We start from the raw sequence: 17,597 nt of genomic DNA on the forward strand, positions 1-17,597 counted from the left end.
GCGCCGCGTCGGGTGGCGTAACGCTGTGGCGCACCTGCACCCCCAGCAGCAACAAGGGGCTGGCCGCCCGCACCAGCGGATTCGTGCCGCCATCGAGCAGGTTGCCCATGTCCGCCGCTGGAACCGGCGTGCCGTGCGCTGGCGCGGCGGCATATCCGGGCGCCGCTGCGGGCGCCGCGCCGCGCGGGCGCACCACGGTGGCATCGCGCATCGGATCGTCGTCGTTGGGCCCGTTGCCATGGCTCATGATGATCAGCCCCTAATCGCCCACAATTGCAGATCGAGACCGGCAAATTCTTCGCCGAAATGGAAAGCGATGCCGCCGGAAGTCTTGAGCATTCGCCACATCGGCGAATTCTTGTCGAATTCAAAATACAGATAGCCGGAGTGGTAAGGAATCTGCCGCGGCGCCACCGGCATCGGCGCGACCGCGATGCCCGGCAATTGCAGATTCACCAGGTCGCGGATCTTTTCCACCGGACCGATCTTGGACTGTGCCGGCAACTGGCGGCGCAGGTCTTCGGATTTCAGGTCCGCCTTCGCCGCCAGCACGAAGACGGCGGTGTCCAGCAAGGTCAGATCGGGCACCACGGCCACCCACACGCCGAACTTGCGCTGTTGCAGCGGAATGGGTGTTGCGGTCTGTTCCATCACCGCGCTAAGGCTGTTGCGCAGCGCGACGATCACCGGCTCGAAACTTTCGCGCAGAAATTCGTGCCGATACGCGGGGAACGCCTGGGCGCGCTTGGCGGCGGAAGTAAACGTGGCCAGTTCGCCTGCCATCGCCACCAGCAGGCGGTACAGCTCTTCGGGATGTACGATCGGCGCGGCCGACAGATGCGCGATCAATGGTTGGTAGCGATTGACCACCTGCAACAGCAGAAAGTCGGCGATTTCCGCCGCGCCGCCGCGATCGGTTACCGCCACGCGGCTGGCCAGCGCCTCGCCGCGCTGGTGCAACAAGCCCAGCAGTTCGGTAAGGAAAGTCACCAACCGCGGCACGGCCTGACAGCTTTGCGCGGTGGGCATGAACACTTCGTCGAGCGTCACGCGCCGGTCGGGGCGGCATTCCACGATGCGCGCCAGCGGAATCTGCGCCAGCCCCTCCATCGGTTGCGATTGCGGCAACAGGCGGCTGCTCATGCCGCCCACTTCCAATGGCGTGATGCCATCGACGCTGCCCGACGCGTCGCGCACCTCCGCTTCGCGCACGCGGAAGCGGAACAGTTTCTCCGCCGGCGCTTCGGGGCGGCCGCTGTCGGGCTGGGTGGGCGAACGCAGCGGCAGCGTTAGGAAAACGGTCTGGTCGCGCCAGTTCGGATCCACCTCCAGCGCCGGCGGCAAGGGATCGTCGGCCGGCATCGAAAACGGCGTGCCATCCGGAAAAACGCCACGTGCGCGCTTGATGCCGAGCTTGCCGATCGCCAGCAGGTCCGTTTCCAGCTCCAGTTCGTGAAAACCCCAGGTATAGGGCCGCAGGCTGCCGGCGCGCAGTTCCACGAAGCGCTCCAGGTAGCGCTCCTGCTGCTGCATGTGCTGAGGCCGCAGGAACAGCCCTTCGCTCCACACCACTTTGTTGTTCTGCGTCATGTATTGCGCCCATCTGTCTTGCTGGTGTGATCGTCCGGCGCGGGTGCCGGTCCTTTGCCGTGCTGCCCTGCCTTGCTAACGCGGTTCATGCCGGCGCGACGTCTTCAGGCGCGCCAGCTGTTCTTCGTAGGCGCGCGCGAACTCGTCGCCGAACAGGCGGCGAAACGCGTCATCGGGGTTTTTCATCAAGACATCGAAATTCTCGCGATACCTTTCCCAATAGCGCCCCTTGCCGCCGCCGAACGCCGCGCGCTTGCCGCCGCCGTCTACGTCCTGCTCGTAGCGATCGGGGTTGAAGTGCATCAGCAGTGCTTCGAACCCTGCGCGCACGCCGGCAAGCATCGCCATCTGGTGGCAGCGGATATCGTCGAACGCATCCTGAAACGCGGCGGTGCCGGAAAGGAACGCGGGGCTGGCGGGGCCGAGGATCTTGAGCATGGCCTCGTCCGTGCCCAACGCGAATTTCAGCGGATTGTTTTCCGAGCGTTGAATGATCGTCACCGGCAGGCGGAACGTGTTCTTGATCTCCGCGCGAGCGCGCAGCACGTCCATCACGCCATCGACGACGATGCGGAACATCGGCTCCAGGTCGGCCGGCAGCGCACCGGCCGGAACGCTGGCGACCGGCACGGCAACGGCCGGCGGCGGCGCGGGTGCGGGCGCCGGCGGCGGCGCTGCCGGCTCGGCCGGCGCGGGCGCGGCGGACCCGAAGTTGCCCATCGTCAGGTCCCAGTTTTCCGGCAACGTGTTGGCCTGGCGCTGCACATCGGTGGTGGGCGGACGGAAGTGGTCGCTGGTGCTGCTGGTGTGATTCCAGCTTGCGGCGGGAGTAGCCGGCGCGGGGGCCGGAGCGCCGAACGGTTCGTCGAGAAAACTCAACGGATCCAGGTCCGTACCGCGCGAGGGGCTCGTGGGCGAACCGGGGATCAAGCTGTCGCCGGGCAGCGGCCGCGACGCGGGCGCCGGGCTGCCCGGTGGCCTGAGAAAATCGAAGTCCAATGGATCGGCCGCGGCCATGGGCGGGGCTACCGGCGCCGGTGCGGGTGACTGACGCGGCACCGATGCGCTGGGCTGGACGATGGTCTCGCTGTCCTGATCCATGCGCACGGAAATCTCGAAGGTGTCGATCTGCAGGCGGTCGCCGTTCTTCAGCGCGGCCGGATCGCCTTTGACCAGCGGCGAACCGTTGAGCAGCATGCCGTTGGTGCTGCGGTCTTCGATGAAATAAATACCGTTGAGGTAGCGCACCATCGCATGCACGCGCGACACGCCCGAGGCGCTGAGCACCCAGTCGCAATCCTCCGAACGCCCGATGCTGCCGTCCTTGCCGTGGAACGTTCTCTGGCTGCGACTGCCAAATTGCGCCGCCTGATGGCCTTGCACGGCTAGCGTCAATGTTTGCGGCGTCGGCACTTATCTTTCCTCCACGTCATTCAGCGATCGCCAGCACCGGTGCTGGCCTGCAGCAAAGTCATCGCGCGCTCGATGAACGCGTTGCGGCGCGGCTCGAACTGTTCGGTGACCAACGCGGCCATCAGGTTGATGGCCGCGACAGAGGCTCGCGCGGTCAGATGTTCGGGCGGCGGCACGGGTTTTTCCTGCGCCGCGGGCGCGAGGCTTCCGCCCGACCAGCCCGCGGCGGCGGCCAGCCATGCGCCCAGCGACTTATAGCCGCCGGCATTGGCAAATTCGAAGGCGGCGCGGCGGTTGTCCTCGTTGGGTTCGCGCACCCATTTTTCCGCCAGCGAGGCGCCGGCCTTGTCTTCCAGCCCCAGCGGCTGGTCGCGCGCGCACTGGCATAGCCATGCCACGGCGTAGCGCTTGGGCAGCAGGCGCGCGAGCAGTTTCAGCGCGTCCTGGGTGTCGCCGGCGTCGAGCAGGGCCTGCACAGCCGCCTGCGGCGCCATCTCCGGCGTCAGTTTGGCACTGGCCGTGGCGGACAACCCCATTTGTATTGAAGCCTGCGTAACGACTGACATGGCCGGTCCCCTTGCCCAAACCTGTTCGTGCAGCCCTACTCCGGTACTTGCCCCGATTGCCTGTGGTCGGTTGCCGATGCTGCGCGGCTAGCCGATCATGATGATGCCGCCGGACACCTGTGTCATGGCGTCGCCGCTGGCGGTCAGCATGGCGCCCTTCACCGTCGTCATGGCCCCGCCTTCCACGTCCATCATCGCGTCCGAATGCACCTTCATGCTGGCGCCGGCACCGATGTCCATGGTGGCGCCCGCCTTGATGCCGACCTGGACCTGTCCTTCCACCGACACCGACGAATTGCCCGTAATGGTGATGTTCACGCCGCTGATCTGGATCTCCCCGGTGCTCTTGAGGATGATACTCGAAGCACCGGTAACCAGCTCGATTTGCGTGCCGGCGGTGAGCTTGAAGCTCTGGCCGATGGTGGTGCTGCCGTTCTGGTTGACGTTGAGCGTGTCGTTGTTGGTAACCGTGTGGTTGCGGTCGTGCTGGACGGTCAGCGTCTGGTCGTTCTTGATGGTGATGGTCTCGTCGTGGTCGATGGTCACGACGTGGTCGTTCTCCACTTCCTCGTGCATGTCTTTTTGCGCATGCATGAAGAAATCCTCGCTGCCCTGCTTGTCCTCGAAGCGCAGCTCGTTGAAATCGGCCGTGCCGCCGTTGAGGCTGCGGCTCTTGATGCCGCTCTGTGTCTTGTTGGCCGGCAAGCTGTAGGGCACGGTGTTGTCGGCGTTGTAGACACTGCCGATGATCAGCGGCCGGTCCGGATCGCCTTCGAGAAAGCTCACCACGACTTCCTGCCCCACGCGCGGAATGCTGATGGCGCCCCAGCTCTTGCCCGCCCATGGCGTGGCGATGCGCACCGGGCACGAACTCTTGGCGTTGGTCTTGTCCGGCTTGTTCCATTGGAAGGTCACCTGCACGCGGCCGTATTGATCGACCGCGATGTCCTCGTCGGTGTCGCTGCCGGTGACGATGGCGGTCTGCAAGCCCACGATCGACGGCTTCACCGCCGTGGGCAGGCTGCGGAAGGTCTGGCTGCTTTCGATCGCCTCGAAGCTGCACTGGCAGGAGGGCTGCGCGTTGGTGCTGCCCGAAGCGTTGCCGCCGCCGGCCAGATGGATGACGGTACCGACGATCAGGTATTCGCGATTGAGCTCCTGGCGCGGGTAATCGGACAGCGTGAACAGGCCGCCGATCTCGCAGGCACAGGATCCGGTGGTGCCGGTGTAATGCGAGCGCGCCACGCTCAGCGCCTCGGCGCGCACTTGCGCGTAGTGCTGGCCCACGTCCGCAACGGTGTGCGCGCCCGGGTAATCGAAAGCCACCAGCCCGTTGCTGGAACCGGCGGTGCCGTGGCCGTCGCTGGTGCCAGTGGCCAGCAGCGAGGTTTTCGGCGCCATCGGGTCATAGTCGGTCAGCTGGTACTTGGCCGCGTCCAGGCCGCGCGCGCAGGCCCAGGTGGTGACGGTGGACTGCGTGCGCAATACGCTGTCGGTGGTGTGCAGGTACGGCACCTTGCCGAATTCCTTGTTCACCGAATGCGCGCTCATGCCGTCGGCCAGCACCATCGTGTGCGTGGTCGAATCGTGGGTGAAAAAATAATAGATGCCTTCCTGCTCCATCAATCGGCTGATGAAGTTGAGGCAGTCCTCGCGATACTGCACGCAATAGTCACGGGTGGCGTAGTTGCTGCTGAGGCTGAGCTTGACGTCGCTGTAGCCGGCATCGCTCAGCACCGACTTGACGATGTCGGGCACGCTCATTTCGGTGTAGATGCGGCAATCCACCTTCTGTCCCAGCAGCCAAGGCTTGGGTACCAGGCGCACGCCGTATTGCGCGTAGACGAGGCTGTCGATGGTTTCCACCCCGGTCTGCGCCGCTTCGCACACGATGCCGTTGAAATAGCGCTCGTAGCCGTCGGCGGTGGCGATCTTCACGGTCATCGGGGAGCCGAGCAATCCGCTCAGGTCGACGTTGCTGTCCTGGCTTTCGAACTGCACGTAGTAGCTGAACATCCGCCCCAGGCGTTCGTCGGCGGTCATGCTGACGAACAGCGCGTTGCTGCACTTGCTGGAGGAAATCGTGATCTGGTCGGTCATGGGGTGGATCTCCTCGGAACCCGATACAAGACGCTGCCGCCGGCCACCGTGCCGGCAGGACTTTCCCTGCCACCGTCCAGGCGAAGGTTATACGTGTGCGATGCCCGCTGCATGGCAGGGCGATGAGGACGCGCAAACCTGCTATAACTGCCCCCGCCAGCCAGGCTCCAACGTGATGCTTCCAGCGGCGGCAGGATTGCATCCGCCGGCCATTCAGTCGAGGGATCCAGCATGTCCAACGTCTCCCCACCCGGCCCGATCCTTTCCGGCCCGTTCTTTTCGGGTTTGTCGCCGGTGCCGGACCTTGACGCCCTGCTGAACCCCCTTACCTGCATCGCACCGCGCAGCGTATGGGCCGCGCCGTGGATGGGCCCCGCCCCGTTCGGGCCGCCGGCACGGCATCCCGCGGCCGAACCGGATGTGTCATTTCTGTTTCGCATGTGCCTCAATCCGAAGCAGGGGTTGGACCAGCAAAGCTACGAACATGCCGCCAAGCTGCTGGAAGCCGAAGTGGCGGCGATCCAGGCGGTGGCCGAGGTGGAAACCTCCGGCAAGGCCTTCGACGACGAGGGGCGGCCGCGCATCCTGTACGAACGCCATTACTTTCATCGCCTCACGCATGGTCGCTACGACCACCTGCATCCGGATATTTCCAGCGCGACGCGCGGCGGCTACGGCAAGTTTTCCGCCCAATACGGCAAACTCGAAAAAGCCTACGCGCTCGACCCCACCGCCGCGCTGAAATCGGCGTCGTGGGGACGTTTCCAGATCATGGGCAGCAACTTTCATACCGCGGGTTTCCCTTCCGTCCAAATGTTCGTGCTGGCGCTCACCCAATCGGAGGCGAACCACCTGCAGGCCTTTGCCAACTTCGTGAAGGCCAACAAGACCCTGCGCGAAGCCCTGAAAAAGAAAGACTGGGCCGCCTTCGCCAAGGGTTACAACGGCAGCGGCTACAAAGACAACAACTACGACACCAAGCTTGAGCAGGCATACAAGAAACTCACCTCTCCCCAGCGCTAAGCTACGCCACTGGCCTCCTGCGTCAATCGAACTTGGATCAATCCACCATGGGTCATTTCACCCTGCGCCACGCCTTCGCCCTGACCACCGCCGTGCTGCTGGCGTGGCTGTGCATCCATTCCGTCCCGGCGCGTGCCGGCGGCCAGTGCACGGCGCAGGAAACCACTTATTTCAGTTGCGATACCGCCAGGCACAAGGCCATCAGCCTGTGCGGCGCCACGCCGTCGGCACTGCAATACCGCTATGGCAAACCGCCGCAGGTGGAACTTAAATTTCCGGACAAGCCCTCCGACGGCGTCAACCAGTTGCGCTATGCCCACTACACGCGTTTCCAGGTCGATCGCAGCGAAGTCACCTTCAGCCACGGCGGCGTGGACTACGCCGTGTTCGACTACACCGAACAGGGCAAGCGCACGGCGGGCGTGCACATCACCCTGGCGGACGGCAGCGAGCATGAAGTGCAGTGCGCCGGCCCGATCGAAGGCCGCCTGAGCACGCTTGCCAAAAGCCTGCGCTGCGATGCGGACAACGCGCTCAACGGTGGCAATTGCCCTTGATCGGCGCCGGCTTGAGTCGCGTAAGGCGGCCACGCATCAACCCCGCTGTGCCAGGACCACCCAGCCATGTACGGGCTGGCCGCCTTCCCTGCGCAACGTATCCGAAGCAATCCGCGCATTTTGCAGGCCGGCCGCCGCGACCACGCGCTCCACATACGCACGCGTGTGCTGATAGCGCCCGCTGGGACTGAGTTCGATCCGGTCTTCCTCGCCCGCATTGGCCTCCAGCGTAAAGGCGAGCCAGCCGCCGGGACGCAACGCATCGTGGGCGGCTGCCAGCACGTCCTGCAGCCGCCCGAAATACACCAGCGTGTCGGCCGAGATCACCAGGTCGTAGGCGTGCGGGCGGGCGGCGAGGAAGGCGGTCAGCTCAGCTACGTCCAGCATGTCGTAACCGCCGCGCTGCCGCGCTTTTTCAACCATGCCGCCGGACAGATCCACACCGCTCAGGCTGCGTGCGTGGGGGCGCATCAACGGCGCGCACAGTCCGGTGCCGCAGCCGGCGTCCAGCACGTCCAGGCTGCCAGACGGCTGTGGCAATACCTGGGCGAGCGCATCGGCCAATACCTGCGGTGCACGGTAACCCAGGTTCTTCAGTAACTGTTCGTCGAAACTTTCTGCGAATCCGTCAAAGGTGTCGCGGACATAAGCGTCGTCCGCGCGTGGCGGTGCCGGGGCTCCGCCGCAGGACGCCAGCATGTGGCGCGGGATCGGATTGTCCGGTTCGCGCTCGAGCCAGTCGCGATAGACCTGCACCGCTTCGTCGCGCCGGTCCAGCACGTACAGCGAAATGCCCAGGGCCTCCAGTGCGCGCACGTTGCCGCCGTCCAGCGCATGCGCGGTGCGAAAACATTCGGCTGATTGCTCCATGTGCTGGACGTGCTGGGCATGGCTGCGCAGGAACAAGCCCATCAGGTAATGCCCCTGCGCATAGCGCGGCGCCTGCTGCAACAGCTTTCCATAGGCTTCAAAGGCCTCGTCCAGCCGCTCCTGCGCTTCCAACACCACCGCAAGGTTGCTCTGCGCGTTGTAATGGTCCGGGCCGCATTCGAGCGCGCGGCGATAGCAGCTTTCCGCCTCGCTCAGGCGGCCGCATTCCTTGTGGATATTGCCCAGGTTATTGTGCGCATCCGGATGGTGCGGCGTGATCTTGAGCGCCGCCGCGATCCACTCCACCGCCTCCTTGCTGCGCCCCTGCTGATGGCGTAACACGCCCAGGTAATGCATGGCATCCGGTTGTGCCGCGCGCAGTGTCAGAACCTGCTCGTACAGGCGCTCGGCTGCGTCCAGTTCATGCGCGCGGTGCGCCTGCAGTGCCTGCGCCAGTACCGCACGATAAGCCGGCGCCACTTCGGTAGCCCATGTATGAACAAACAAGCGGTCCGGGTCCCTTTGCATACTTCTGTCCAGCCTCAATCGGAAATCAGATCCACGGCTTTCCTCGCGATCGCCGCGATAAAGCGGAACAGCAAGCCAAGCACGTAGTCGATGAACGACACTGTGATATCGACCGTGGCCGACACCACTCGCCCCATGAAGCGCATCGCGGCCATCATCATGTTGCCGATCGCCCGCGCCAGGCGGATCGATTGCAGCATGCCGCTGTAGAGCAAGCGGGCGAGTCCGTCGATCAGGGTGGTTCCGGCAAACAGCAGCAGGCCGGCGCCATGGCCGATCTGCTTGAGGATCCAGTCCAGCGCCGAAAGAATCAGCCGCAGCGCGGCGGCCGAGCCCATGATGAAGGGGCCGCTGTCCTTGGCCGCCTCGGCAAGCCATTCGCTGGCCGCTTCGAAGCTGCTGTGCTTGGGCAGGATGACCGGCAGCGACGACCACGCGCAATCGGCCACCGACTTGCGGTACGTGGGCATCAGGTGCGACTGCACGTTAACCAGCGTGCCAGGCCCTTTCAGCCGATACGCATTGCTGTCGTAAGGTACGTGACTGTAGGGAAACACCGGCACCATCGGTACCGGATCGGTGTCGTGGTAGGCGCGGTAGATATTTTGGGCGCCCAATTGCTCGGTCAGGTATCGCGCATGTTCGTCCACGCCGCAGCGCGGCGCGCCGAAGGTGTACAAGCGCAAGGCGCAGCCGAGGTTGCTCAAGCTGTCGGCGATCAGGGTCGCCATCGCACCGCCAAGACTGTGGCCCACCACATGCAAGGCGGTGGGATTGTGTCCGTTCAATTGCTGGCGGATCTGCGGCAGCACCGACTGCGCGCCGCGCCAGAAGCCGGCATGCACGAGGTAGCCGCTCGGACCGATCACCCCACCCATGCGTACATTGCTCAGCCAGTCATAGGCGCTGGCCGTGCCGCGTACGGCAATCAGGCATTCGCCCTGGTGCGCGCCCTGCCCCCATGCCGTAAAACCAAAACCCGAGCGATGCTGCACACCGATGCCCGTGGCACCGATAAGGCGCGTCCCGCGGCCGATATCAAAGGCTTCGCTGACCGTCGGCGCGGCATCCTCGGCCACGCTCATATCGCGCGACAGACGCAACAGGTACGTGCTGGTTGCGACCTGGGCGGCCTGGGTCGGAGACAGTTCCATGACCATTCGCTACGATTCCCCCTGGATCAATCGCGTGAGCCGGTGCGTCACACTGCCTTGCAGATACCGTAATGCGTGCCTTCGTGTCCCGGAGCGCGAGTCAGCTCGCAGACCAGATTGATGGGCTTGCCGTCGAGTTCCGAATTGGCGTCGTAACTGTCCTTGCCGTAACGCCAGGCGATGTACTCCGTGCCCTGGTAGTGGATCACGATCTTCTGCAGCATGGCAGGTTGCGATGGAATCATGCGGCGCAAACCCGCCTTGCGTTCGATGGGCGCAAAGTGAAACATGCCCCTGGCATCGGTGGTTGTCTGCTGCGGCGGAATCTCATTTTCGTTCTCCGACCACACTACCGTCTGCACAAGCTCTGCGCCCTGCACCGGCTGGCCATCCTTCAACACCGTGCCATGCACCTCGGAAAAGAGCACCAACCGGTCGAACGCACCCATTGCACATCCCTCTGACAAACCCGATAACAAAAACACGATCAAGACCAGCGATGCCTTGCAAACCCCGCGTAGCATTGTCCGCCGCTTGCGCATCATCATGCACCCTTCAACCGATCATTACCGTGAAACATCCCAGCACGATCGTGCCACCGTGCGCGGTGGTGTCACCCATGCGCGCAGCAGGCTGTCCACCGATCAGCACCTTGGGCGAACCCATCGCAATGACGTCGGGCGGACCGACGCATACGGCCATGTCGCCCACCCGCGCGGCCGGCAGGCCACCGATCAGCACCGTTGGCGCGCCGGGGCCGGAGATAGGGCCGCCCACATGCGGCACGACGCCGGTCACCATCGGGCAGGCATGCATGTCGGTAAGGCGGGCTGCGGGCTGCATGGTGCGCTCCTCAAGAAAAGTTGATGCGGTAACCGGCTTGGATGTGCAGGCCTGTGCCGGTTGCTTTTGCCATTTGCCGCTTACTTATTTTTTTCTTGCCACCGGACGAAATTCTCCGTCGCGACATTCCTGTCGATTCGCCGATAGTATTGCTTATCTATGCGCTTTTCCGAGCAGCAGCACGATTGTTCGGTCTTGAACCAGTAGCAGTCGTTATAGACATTGAGAACGTTTGCGACTTCCGTAAAACGCCTCAGCTTGTTAGCCCCATTTTTACTGCTGACGCGGATCTGCGTGCGGGCACCCCACTGATGAATGGCCGACTCAATCCGCGCGGTGTGCAGAATGGCGCCCTGGTTGTATTCGCCTTCCTTACCGTTCAAGGCGCGAAAAACGATAATGTCGCCCACTTCCGGCTTTTTGTTCACCCGGCGCCACTCATCTTCCAATACGGTGTGCATATCGTCGTTGCTGAAAATGGAAAAGCCATGCAGCCAATAGCTGAACGTGGCATGCCCGTGACACCAATACCGGTACTGTTCCTGGATCCCTTCGTTGGGGCGCCAAACCTTGACCTTGCTGCCCGTATCGGTACGGCCCCAACCCAGATCGCCCACCGCCGCGGGTATTTGGTCTCCCCATGGTCGATAGCCGGAACTGATCAGTTCAAATGAACTTTTCATATCGATATCCCAATGAATGTTCGCAGGGTCGCCGCACCGCCAAATGGCGTACGCCGTCTCACGTCAAGCGAAACCATAGTCGAAATCCTGACCTTTGACCGTCACGTTCACTCCCTGCACGGCCTTGCCTTCGATCATCCGCATCAGGAACTCGCGGCTGACGTCCGGCAGCATCGAATTGGTGAGAATGGCATCGATCATGCGTCCGCCCGACTCGCTCTCGGTGCAACGACTGACGACCAGCTTCACTACCTCGTCGTTGTACTCGAACGGAATCTTGTAGCGCGCCTCGATCCGCTTCTTGATGCGTCCCAATTGAAGCTTCACGATCTCGCCCAGCATCTTTTCGCTCAACGGGTAATACGGAATCGTCACCAGCCGCCCCAGCAACGCAGGCGGGAAAATTTTCAGCAACGGCTCGCGCAAAGCCTTGGCCATGCCCTCATGATCGGGCATCAGCTCGGGGTCTTTGCACAAGCTTGCGATGAGATCGGTGCCCGCATTGGTGGTCAGCAGGATCAACGTATTTTTGAAATCGATCTGGCGCCCTTCGCCGTCTTCCATCACGCCCTTGTCGAACACCTGGAAGAAAATTTCGTGCACGTCCGGATGCGCCTTTTCCACCTCATCCAGCAGTACCACGCTGTATGGCTTGCGCCGCACGGCCTCGGTCAGCACGCCGCCTTCGCCGTAGCCGACATAACCGGGAGGCGCTCCTTTCAAGGTGGAAACGGTATGCGCTTCCTGAAATTCGCTCATGTTGATGGTGATCAGGTTCTGTTCGCCGCCGTACAGCGCCTCGGCGAGTGCCAACGCGGTCTCGGTCTTGCCCACGCCCGACGTGCCGGCGAGCATGAACACGCCGATCGGCTTGCTCGGGTTATCCAGGCCCGCGCGCGAGGTCTGGATGCGCTTGGCGATCATTTCCATCGCATGATCCTGGCCGATCACGCGCTGGCTCATGATCCGGGCCAGGTTCATCACCGTCTCCAGTTCGCTCTTGACCATGCGCCCGACGGGAATGCCGGTCCAATCGGCCACCACCGACCCGACCGCGGTGTAATCGACGGAAGGAAGGATCAACGGATGCTCGCCCTGCAATGCTGAGAGTTGCGCTTGCAGTCCGTGCAATTCTTCCAGCATGCCGGCGCGCTCCGCATCGGTGATCGCGGCAGGCGCGCTGACGGTTTGAGCCTCGGCTGCCGCGGCCTCTTCCAGCTTGCTACCGGTGCCTTCTACCGGGGAAAGGTCGCCGCGCAGCTTGGCGCGAATGGCAAGGAGCTTCTCGACCAGCGATTTCTCCGCCTGCCAGTTGGCTTCCAGTTTTTCCAACCGCTGTTTTTGCTCGGCGAGTTTGGTTGTCGCACTTGCCTCGCGTTCAGACACATTGATGCCGATGACTTTCTCGCGCGCGATGATCGCCAGTTCGGTCTCCAACGCGTCAATGCGTTTGCGCGTATCGTCCACTTCCGGCGGTACCGCATGCTGGCTGATCGCCACGCGCGCGCACGCGGTATCGAGCAAACTGACTGCCTTGTCCGGCAACTGGCGCGCGGGAATGTAGCGGTGCGACAACTTCACCGCGGCCTCCAGCGCTTCGTCGAGAATCTGCACGCGGTGATGTTTCTCCATGACGCTGGCCACGCCGCGCATCATCAGTATGCCCTTCTCTTCGCTGGGCTCATCGACCTGCACAGTCTGGAAACGACGGGTGAGCGCGGGATCCTTTTCGATGTGTTTCTTGTATTCGGCCCAGGTGGTGGCACCCACGGTGCGCAGGTTGCCGCGCGCAAGCGCGGGCTTGAGCAGGTTGGCGGCGTCGCCCGTACCCGCCGCGCCACCCGCGCCGACCAGCGTGTGCGCCTCGTCGATGAACAGAATGATCGGCCTGGGCGAGGACTGTACTTCCTCGATGACCTGGCGCAGGCGATTCTCGAATTCGCCCTTCATGCTGGCGCCGGCCTGCAGCAGGCCGACATCGAGCGTACGCAACTCCACGTCTTTCAATTGCGGCGGTACGTCGCCGGCAGCGATGCGCAGCGCAAACCCCTCCACCACCGCGGTCTTGCCCACGCCGGCCTCGCCCACCAGCATGGGATTGTTCTGGCGGCGGCGCATGAGAATGTCCACGACCTGCCGGATCTCCTCGTCGCGCCCCACAATCGGGTCAATCTTGCCGTTGCGCGCCTGTTCGGTGAGATCCACCGTGAACTGGCGCAAGGCTTCCTGCTTGCCCATCTGCGCGGGCGCCATCGCGCCGCTCGCTTCACCGGGCGCGGCACCGCCCATGCGGAAACCGTCGCTCGCGTTTTGCCCGTCTTCCGGCGAACCGGCCACGACTTCGGCGAATTTGTCGGCCAGCGTTTCCGGCTTGACCTTCTCAAACTCCTTGGACACGTTGATCAGTGCGTTACGCAGATGGCGGGTGCGCAGCACACCCAGCACCAGATAGCCCGTGCGCACTTGTGCTTCGCCGTACATCAGCGTGGCGATCACCCAGGCCTTTTCGACCGCTTCTTCCACATCGCCGGACAAGTCGGAGATGGTGGTGGAACCGCGCGGCAGGCGATCCAATGCATCGGTCACGTCGCGCGCCAGGTTCGAAGGATTGAGGTTGAACTGCTTGACGATGCGATGCAGGTCCGAATCCTGCAGCTGCAGGATCTGATGGATCCAGTGCACCAGTTCCACGTAGGGATTGCCGCGAAGCTTGCAGAACACGGTGGCGCTTTCGATGCCGCGATAGGCCAGTTTGTTGAGTTTGCCGAACAGCGCACTGCGACTGATCTCTGCCATGACGACTACCCTTGAGTTTTGGTTTCCCCTTCCCACTGCACGGAAAGGCAGTAAGGATGCATGTACCGCGTATTCGTCGCCGGCAAGGGTCAACCCACCGGCTTCAACACCACATCGTCGATATCGCCCTGCTGCCGCGAGGTTCCAAGCCAGGTGGACAAACCCATGCGCCCGGTCTTTCCAAGCTGGATGCCGGGCATTTCGTCCCGCCGCAACACCAGCTGGACGTCCCACGCTTTTTCTTCGCCGACGTACGTTTTAACCGCCGCCACCAGTTGCCGCAGCGCTTCGCCGCCTGGCAGGAAGTTGCCAAATTGCGCGCGCGTCAGCGGCCCCAACCGCAGCCGGAAGCGTTGTTGCGCACCCCATACGTACTCACCGAGCACCGCGGTAAGCCCCATGCACGCCACCTCGCGCGACGATCCCAGTCGCAAATGCGAGGAGGAAGGCAGGCGCATCCACTCCGTCACGAATTCGACGACGCGCACCGGTATATGGAAAAAATGTTCCAGCAGGCTTTGCAACCCTTCGGCATTGCGCGCCTGCGCCAGCAGGCGTCCGGAAAAGAAGCGCTTGTATTGATCGGGCAACGCGTCGCGCGACTGCAGATTGGGCGTAGAGAGCCCGATCAGCGCGCCGACGTACAGATTGAAGCGATCCTCGCCCGGACGGTCCAACTGCACGGTCGGCTGCGAATCGGCCCATGCCCGGTAAAACAGGCTGAGCATGCGATGATGAAAGATATTGGCGAAAGCGATGAAGGTATCGTCCTTCGCATTGCGCTGCCGGTCCAGCACGTACTCGGTCAGGTGCAGCGGCAATGGCGCGTTGGGGCCGAACAGGCCGAAGAACAGCCCGTGCATGCGCGGCGCCCTGCCCTCGGCCGCCTGCTCGAAACGCTCCACCGTGCGCGGAGCGAAGGCGAGCGAGGGCGTCTGGCACAAGCGCACCGCATCCTCGGCAGGCTTGGCCGAATGGCCCAGGCGCGGCAGTTCTGGATGCGCACACTCAAGCCAGCGCAACGCTTCGAAAAATTCGAAGGCTTCCGGCCGATCGCGCAGCGCATTCTCAAGCGCTACAGGATCTGGCGTTTGCCGATGCGCGCCGGCCATCGAGCCACCTCGTTCCGTTCCAGGGTACGCAACACCGTTTCGGTGAACGAATTCACCGAAACGTAGCGTGCAAAGAAATGCCGCATCACCGAACCGAGCAGGAAAGCGCCTGTGCCTTCGAACGCGCCGTCGTCGCAGGTAAGGGTGATTTCCAGGCCACGCCCAAACGTGATCGGTCCCGGCACCGGAATGCGCCGGACCACCGACTTGGAGCCGACCGCCTTGACGCCTTCGATCTGGCGCCGCGCGCTGGCGTCGAATTCGTCGCAATACAGCGTCAACATTTCGCGCAGGGCGGCCGCACCCTCTTCGTTACTTTCGCCCAGCAGTGATACGTAGTTGAGCTGCAGATGGCTCACCAGGCGCCATGCCGTTTCGCCGTTCGCACTGGGTGCGCGCGGCTTGGTCGGGCCGGCCACGCAGCGGATGGAAGCGATCGGCGCGCCTGTCTCCAGCGTGAAATCAGTGCGCGACTTGCCCACCGGCATCTGCAGTGGCAGATCGCGGTTGGTGCACATCAGCTGCATGCCGACCTGGCGCAATTGGGTGGAGTACGGCGCATCGTTGGCATCCACCAACGAAATGAACACCTCGCTGCCGATGTAACTGGAGCGCGCGCCCTGCAGCTTCTGCCGCGAGGACAGCAGGCGCGGCTCGCGGCGCGTGGTGTAGAAAGCGGCGCTGCCGCTATGCCAGACACGCTCGTCGCAACCGTAGAACGGCTGGAAACGCTGTTCGGGCTCCTGCCGGTCGCCGAAGCCCTCCACGTGATGCACGCTATGCACTTCGAAATCCATCGGGCGCGTGCGGTCGGCGACGACGTGGTATTCGGTTCGCCCCTGCTGCAGATGAATGCGATCGGCGCGGCGCGGAAACAGATTGATCGCCGGCGTGCAGAACAAACGGAAGTTGCCCGCATCCACCGCGTTGTGCAACCGTGTGACGCTGCGATCGAATAGCACCGTGATATCGAACTCGGTGGCCTGCGATCGCGCCAGCACCGATTTCAAGCCGGTGAATACCGCAAACAGAAAGCGCTCCGGGCAGGCGAAATATTCCTGTAGCAGCCGATAGCCGCTGAACGATCGATCGGTATAGGGCAACAGGGCCTCGCTATCGTCGAAGCCCTTGGCAACGATATTGTCGGCACTGAAAGTCTGCACCAGCATGCCGCTAGGGCTGGGCGCGCGCATGACGAAACCCACGGCGTTGCCCAGCAATTGTTCATACAAGCGTTTAGGCAATTCGTCCGCGCCCGCGATGAATACCGGCAACTCGTCCAGCGGCAGCATGTTGGCCTGCGCGCCGGCGGTAATGGTGAATTTCAGGCGCAGGCCCGCTCGCACGGTGCGATCGGCGGGAATCGGTACGCTGGCCGCGGCAATCGCCGCGGGCGTCTCGAAGTATTTGGCCTCGGTCAACTCCAGCGGCCACAGCGTGACATCGTGCGCGGTGCGGTATTCGCAGGCGGTGCGATCGTCGTTGGCCGTGAGACTGCGCAGCGCCGTGTTGCGCGCAACGGTGTAGCCGGCGGCCAGCGCACTTTCCTTGGTGTCCGGGTGCATCTGCACTACCGCCATCGATGGCACCGGGGCGAGATAGTGCGGATAAATCATTTCCAGCAGGTGCTGGGTGAACACCGGGTGTTGCGCGTCGAGCTTGAGCTGGATGCGCGCGGCCAGAAACGCAAAGCCTTCGAGCAGGCGTTCCACGTAGGGGTCGGCGCACTCGAAGCCTTCCATCCCCAGCCGCCCGGCGATCTTGGGATATTCACGCGCGAATTCCGCGCCCATCTCCCTGACGTGCTGCAGTTCGCGGTTGTAATAGCGGAGCAATCGCGGGTCCATGGCGTTAGCCGAAGCTCTCCGACACGTTGAATTTGCCCGTTTCCAGGTCCACTTCCGTCTTCAGGTAAAGGTTCAGCGGAATGGGCTGCGCCCACATTTCCGACTCGATGTTGAAGACCAGCGACTGCCGGTCCATGCGCTTGGTGTCGGTCTGTACGGTGACGCGCAGCGAACTGGCGGTAAGGCGCGGCTCGAAGGCCAGGATCGCTTCGCGCAGCTGCCGTTGCAGCACGCTGGCATCGACGCCGGCCAGCGCCGTGCCGGTGAGATCGGGGATGCCGAAATTGAGCACGGAGCGGGCGACGTCCGGATAATCGGCCAGTTCGTCATCCAGCCCCAGGTTCACGCAATTGAGCAGCCAGGAAATATCGCGCGCCACGCAGTCGCGCAAACGGGTAGCGGAAATCACCCGCTTTTCGCGGCTTTCGTCCGCTTTCGCCGGTTCGTCGTCGGCGAGCCGGTCCAGCAGCGAGGGTTGCAACCGTTCCTGGGTGGTCAACTCAGCCATGACGGTT

Annotated in this window: 15 protein-coding genes and 1 pseudogene; 2 read left to right on the plus strand and 14 right to left on the minus strand. The window is 63.3% G+C overall.

All coding sequences use genetic code 11. From position 1 onward, the window contains the following. From VME63_RS15720 to VME63_RS15740, 5 genes and pseudogenes are all read right to left on the minus strand, one after another. A pseudogene (locus VME63_RS15720) lies at nucleotides 1–247 on the minus strand (type VI secretion system protein TssL); the annotation flags it as partial. A 5-nt stretch (nucleotides 248–252) separates the two neighbouring features. Next, nucleotides 253–1,590 (minus strand): type VI secretion system baseplate subunit TssK, encoded by a 1,338-nt coding sequence (gene tssK / locus VME63_RS15725; protein WP_325434299.1) that lies wholly within the window; start codon nucleotides 1,588–1,590, stop codon nucleotides 253–255. A 75-nt stretch (nucleotides 1,591–1,665) separates the two neighbouring features. Next, on the minus strand, nucleotides 1,666–3,003 hold the full coding sequence (tagH, locus tag VME63_RS15730) for a type VI secretion system-associated FHA domain protein TagH (protein WP_325434300.1): 1,338 nt from the start codon (nucleotides 3,001–3,003) through the stop codon (nucleotides 1,666–1,668). A 20-nt stretch (nucleotides 3,004–3,023) separates the two neighbouring features. Then, on the minus strand, nucleotides 3,024–3,569 hold the full coding sequence (locus VME63_RS15735; protein WP_325434301.1) for a DUF6931 family protein: 546 nt from the start codon (nucleotides 3,567–3,569) through the stop codon (nucleotides 3,024–3,026). 87 nt (nucleotides 3,570–3,656) lie between these two features. Beyond that, entirely contained in the window at nucleotides 3,657–5,669 is a 2,013-nt protein-coding gene (locus tag VME63_RS15740; protein WP_325434302.1) for a type VI secretion system Vgr family protein, read from the minus strand. Nucleotides 5,670–5,900: 231 nt separating this feature from the next. On the opposite strand from VME63_RS15740, the gene VME63_RS15745 reads away from it, so the two are divergent. Further along, on the plus strand, nucleotides 5,901–6,692 hold the full coding sequence (locus tag VME63_RS15745; protein ID WP_325434303.1) for an N-acetylmuramidase family protein: 792 nt from the start codon (nucleotides 5,901–5,903) through the stop codon (nucleotides 6,690–6,692). 47 nt (nucleotides 6,693–6,739) lie between these two features. After that, nucleotides 6,740–7,249, plus strand: a complete 510-nt coding sequence (locus VME63_RS15750) for a hypothetical protein (RefSeq protein ID WP_325434304.1) — start codon at nucleotides 6,740–6,742, stop codon at nucleotides 7,247–7,249. 36 nt (nucleotides 7,250–7,285) lie between these two features. Here VME63_RS15750 and VME63_RS15755 read toward each other — a convergent pair whose 3' ends face one another. The 9 genes from VME63_RS15755 to tssE form a co-directional block, all read right to left on the minus strand. Next, entirely contained in the window at nucleotides 7,286–8,626 is a 1,341-nt protein-coding gene (locus VME63_RS15755) for a tetratricopeptide repeat protein (RefSeq protein ID WP_325434305.1), read from the minus strand. Between the two features lie 35 nt (nucleotides 8,627–8,661). After that, nucleotides 8,662–9,801, minus strand: coding sequence for a lipase family protein (locus tag VME63_RS15760; protein ID WP_325434306.1), 1,140 nt, complete (start codon nucleotides 9,799–9,801; stop codon nucleotides 8,662–8,664). Nucleotides 9,802–9,848: 47 nt separating this feature from the next. Further along, entirely contained in the window at nucleotides 9,849–10,349 is a 501-nt protein-coding gene (locus tag VME63_RS15765) for a DUF6795 domain-containing protein (protein WP_325434307.1), read from the minus strand. Nucleotides 10,350–10,356: 7 nt separating this feature from the next. Next, nucleotides 10,357–10,644, minus strand: coding sequence for a PAAR domain-containing protein (locus VME63_RS15770; protein ID WP_325434308.1), 288 nt, complete (start codon nucleotides 10,642–10,644; stop codon nucleotides 10,357–10,359). 80 nt (nucleotides 10,645–10,724) lie between these two features. Beyond that, the gene (locus VME63_RS15775; protein WP_325434309.1) at nucleotides 10,725–11,327 is read right to left on the minus strand and encodes a hypothetical protein; all 603 of its coding nucleotides are present in this window, start codon (nucleotides 11,325–11,327) and stop codon (nucleotides 10,725–10,727) included. 63 nt (nucleotides 11,328–11,390) lie between these two features. After that, complete coding sequence (tssH, locus tag VME63_RS15780) at nucleotides 11,391–14,123, minus strand: type VI secretion system ATPase TssH (protein WP_325434310.1); 2,733 nt, start codon at nucleotides 14,121–14,123, stop codon at nucleotides 11,391–11,393. Nucleotides 14,124–14,212: 89 nt separating this feature from the next. After that, nucleotides 14,213–15,235, minus strand: coding sequence for a type VI secretion system baseplate subunit TssG (gene tssG, locus VME63_RS15785; RefSeq protein ID WP_325434311.1), 1,023 nt, complete (start codon nucleotides 15,233–15,235; stop codon nucleotides 14,213–14,215). Beyond that, on the minus strand, nucleotides 15,199–17,082 hold the full coding sequence (gene tssF / locus VME63_RS15790) for a type VI secretion system baseplate subunit TssF (RefSeq protein WP_325434312.1): 1,884 nt from the start codon (nucleotides 17,080–17,082) through the stop codon (nucleotides 15,199–15,201). The genes tssG and tssF overlap by 37 nt, the downstream gene beginning before the upstream one ends. Before the next feature lie 4 nt (nucleotides 17,083–17,086). After that, nucleotides 17,087–17,590: a type VI secretion system baseplate subunit TssE gene (gene tssE / locus VME63_RS15795; protein WP_325434313.1), complete on the minus strand. Its 504-nt coding sequence runs from the start codon at nucleotides 17,588–17,590 to the stop codon at nucleotides 17,087–17,089. Between the last annotated feature and the right edge of the window lie 7 nt (nucleotides 17,591–17,597).

This window comes from Dyella sp. (assembly GCF_035503745.1).
Lineage (GTDB): Bacteria > Pseudomonadota > Gammaproteobacteria > Xanthomonadales > Rhodanobacteraceae > Dyella_B.

Coding starts and splice junctions, on each gene's coding strand:
- tssK (WP_325434299.1), bottom strand. CDS start 1,590: ATGACGCAGAACAACAAAGTGGTGTGGAGCGAAGGGCTGTTCCTGCGG.
- VME63_RS15735 (WP_325434301.1), bottom strand. CDS start 3,569: ATGTCAGTCGTTACGCAGGCTTCAATACAAATGGGGTTGTCCGCCACG.
- VME63_RS15740 (WP_325434302.1), bottom strand. CDS start 5,669: ATGACCGACCAGATCACGATTTCCTCCAGCAAGTGCAGCAACGCGCTG.
- VME63_RS15745 (WP_325434303.1), top strand. CDS start 5,901: ATGTCCAACGTCTCCCCACCCGGCCCGATCCTTTCCGGCCCGTTCTTT.
- VME63_RS15750 (WP_325434304.1), top strand. CDS start 6,740: ATGGGTCATTTCACCCTGCGCCACGCCTTCGCCCTGACCACCGCCGTG.
- VME63_RS15760 (WP_325434306.1), bottom strand. CDS start 9,801: ATGGAACTGTCTCCGACCCAGGCCGCCCAGGTCGCAACCAGCACGTAC.
- VME63_RS15765 (WP_325434307.1), bottom strand. CDS start 10,349: ATGATGATGCGCAAGCGGCGGACAATGCTACGCGGGGTTTGCAAGGCA.
- VME63_RS15770 (WP_325434308.1), bottom strand. CDS start 10,644: ATGCAGCCCGCAGCCCGCCTTACCGACATGCATGCCTGCCCGATGGTG.
- VME63_RS15775 (WP_325434309.1), bottom strand. CDS start 11,327: ATGAAAAGTTCATTTGAACTGATCAGTTCCGGCTATCGACCATGGGGA.
- tssH (WP_325434310.1), bottom strand. CDS start 14,123: ATGGCAGAGATCAGTCGCAGTGCGCTGTTCGGCAAACTCAACAAACTG.
- tssG (WP_325434311.1), bottom strand. CDS start 15,235: ATGGCCGGCGCGCATCGGCAAACGCCAGATCCTGTAGCGCTTGAGAAT.
- tssF (WP_325434312.1), bottom strand. CDS start 17,082: ATGGACCCGCGATTGCTCCGCTATTACAACCGCGAACTGCAGCACGTC.
- tssE (WP_325434313.1), bottom strand. CDS start 17,590: ATGGCTGAGTTGACCACCCAGGAACGGTTGCAACCCTCGCTGCTGGAC.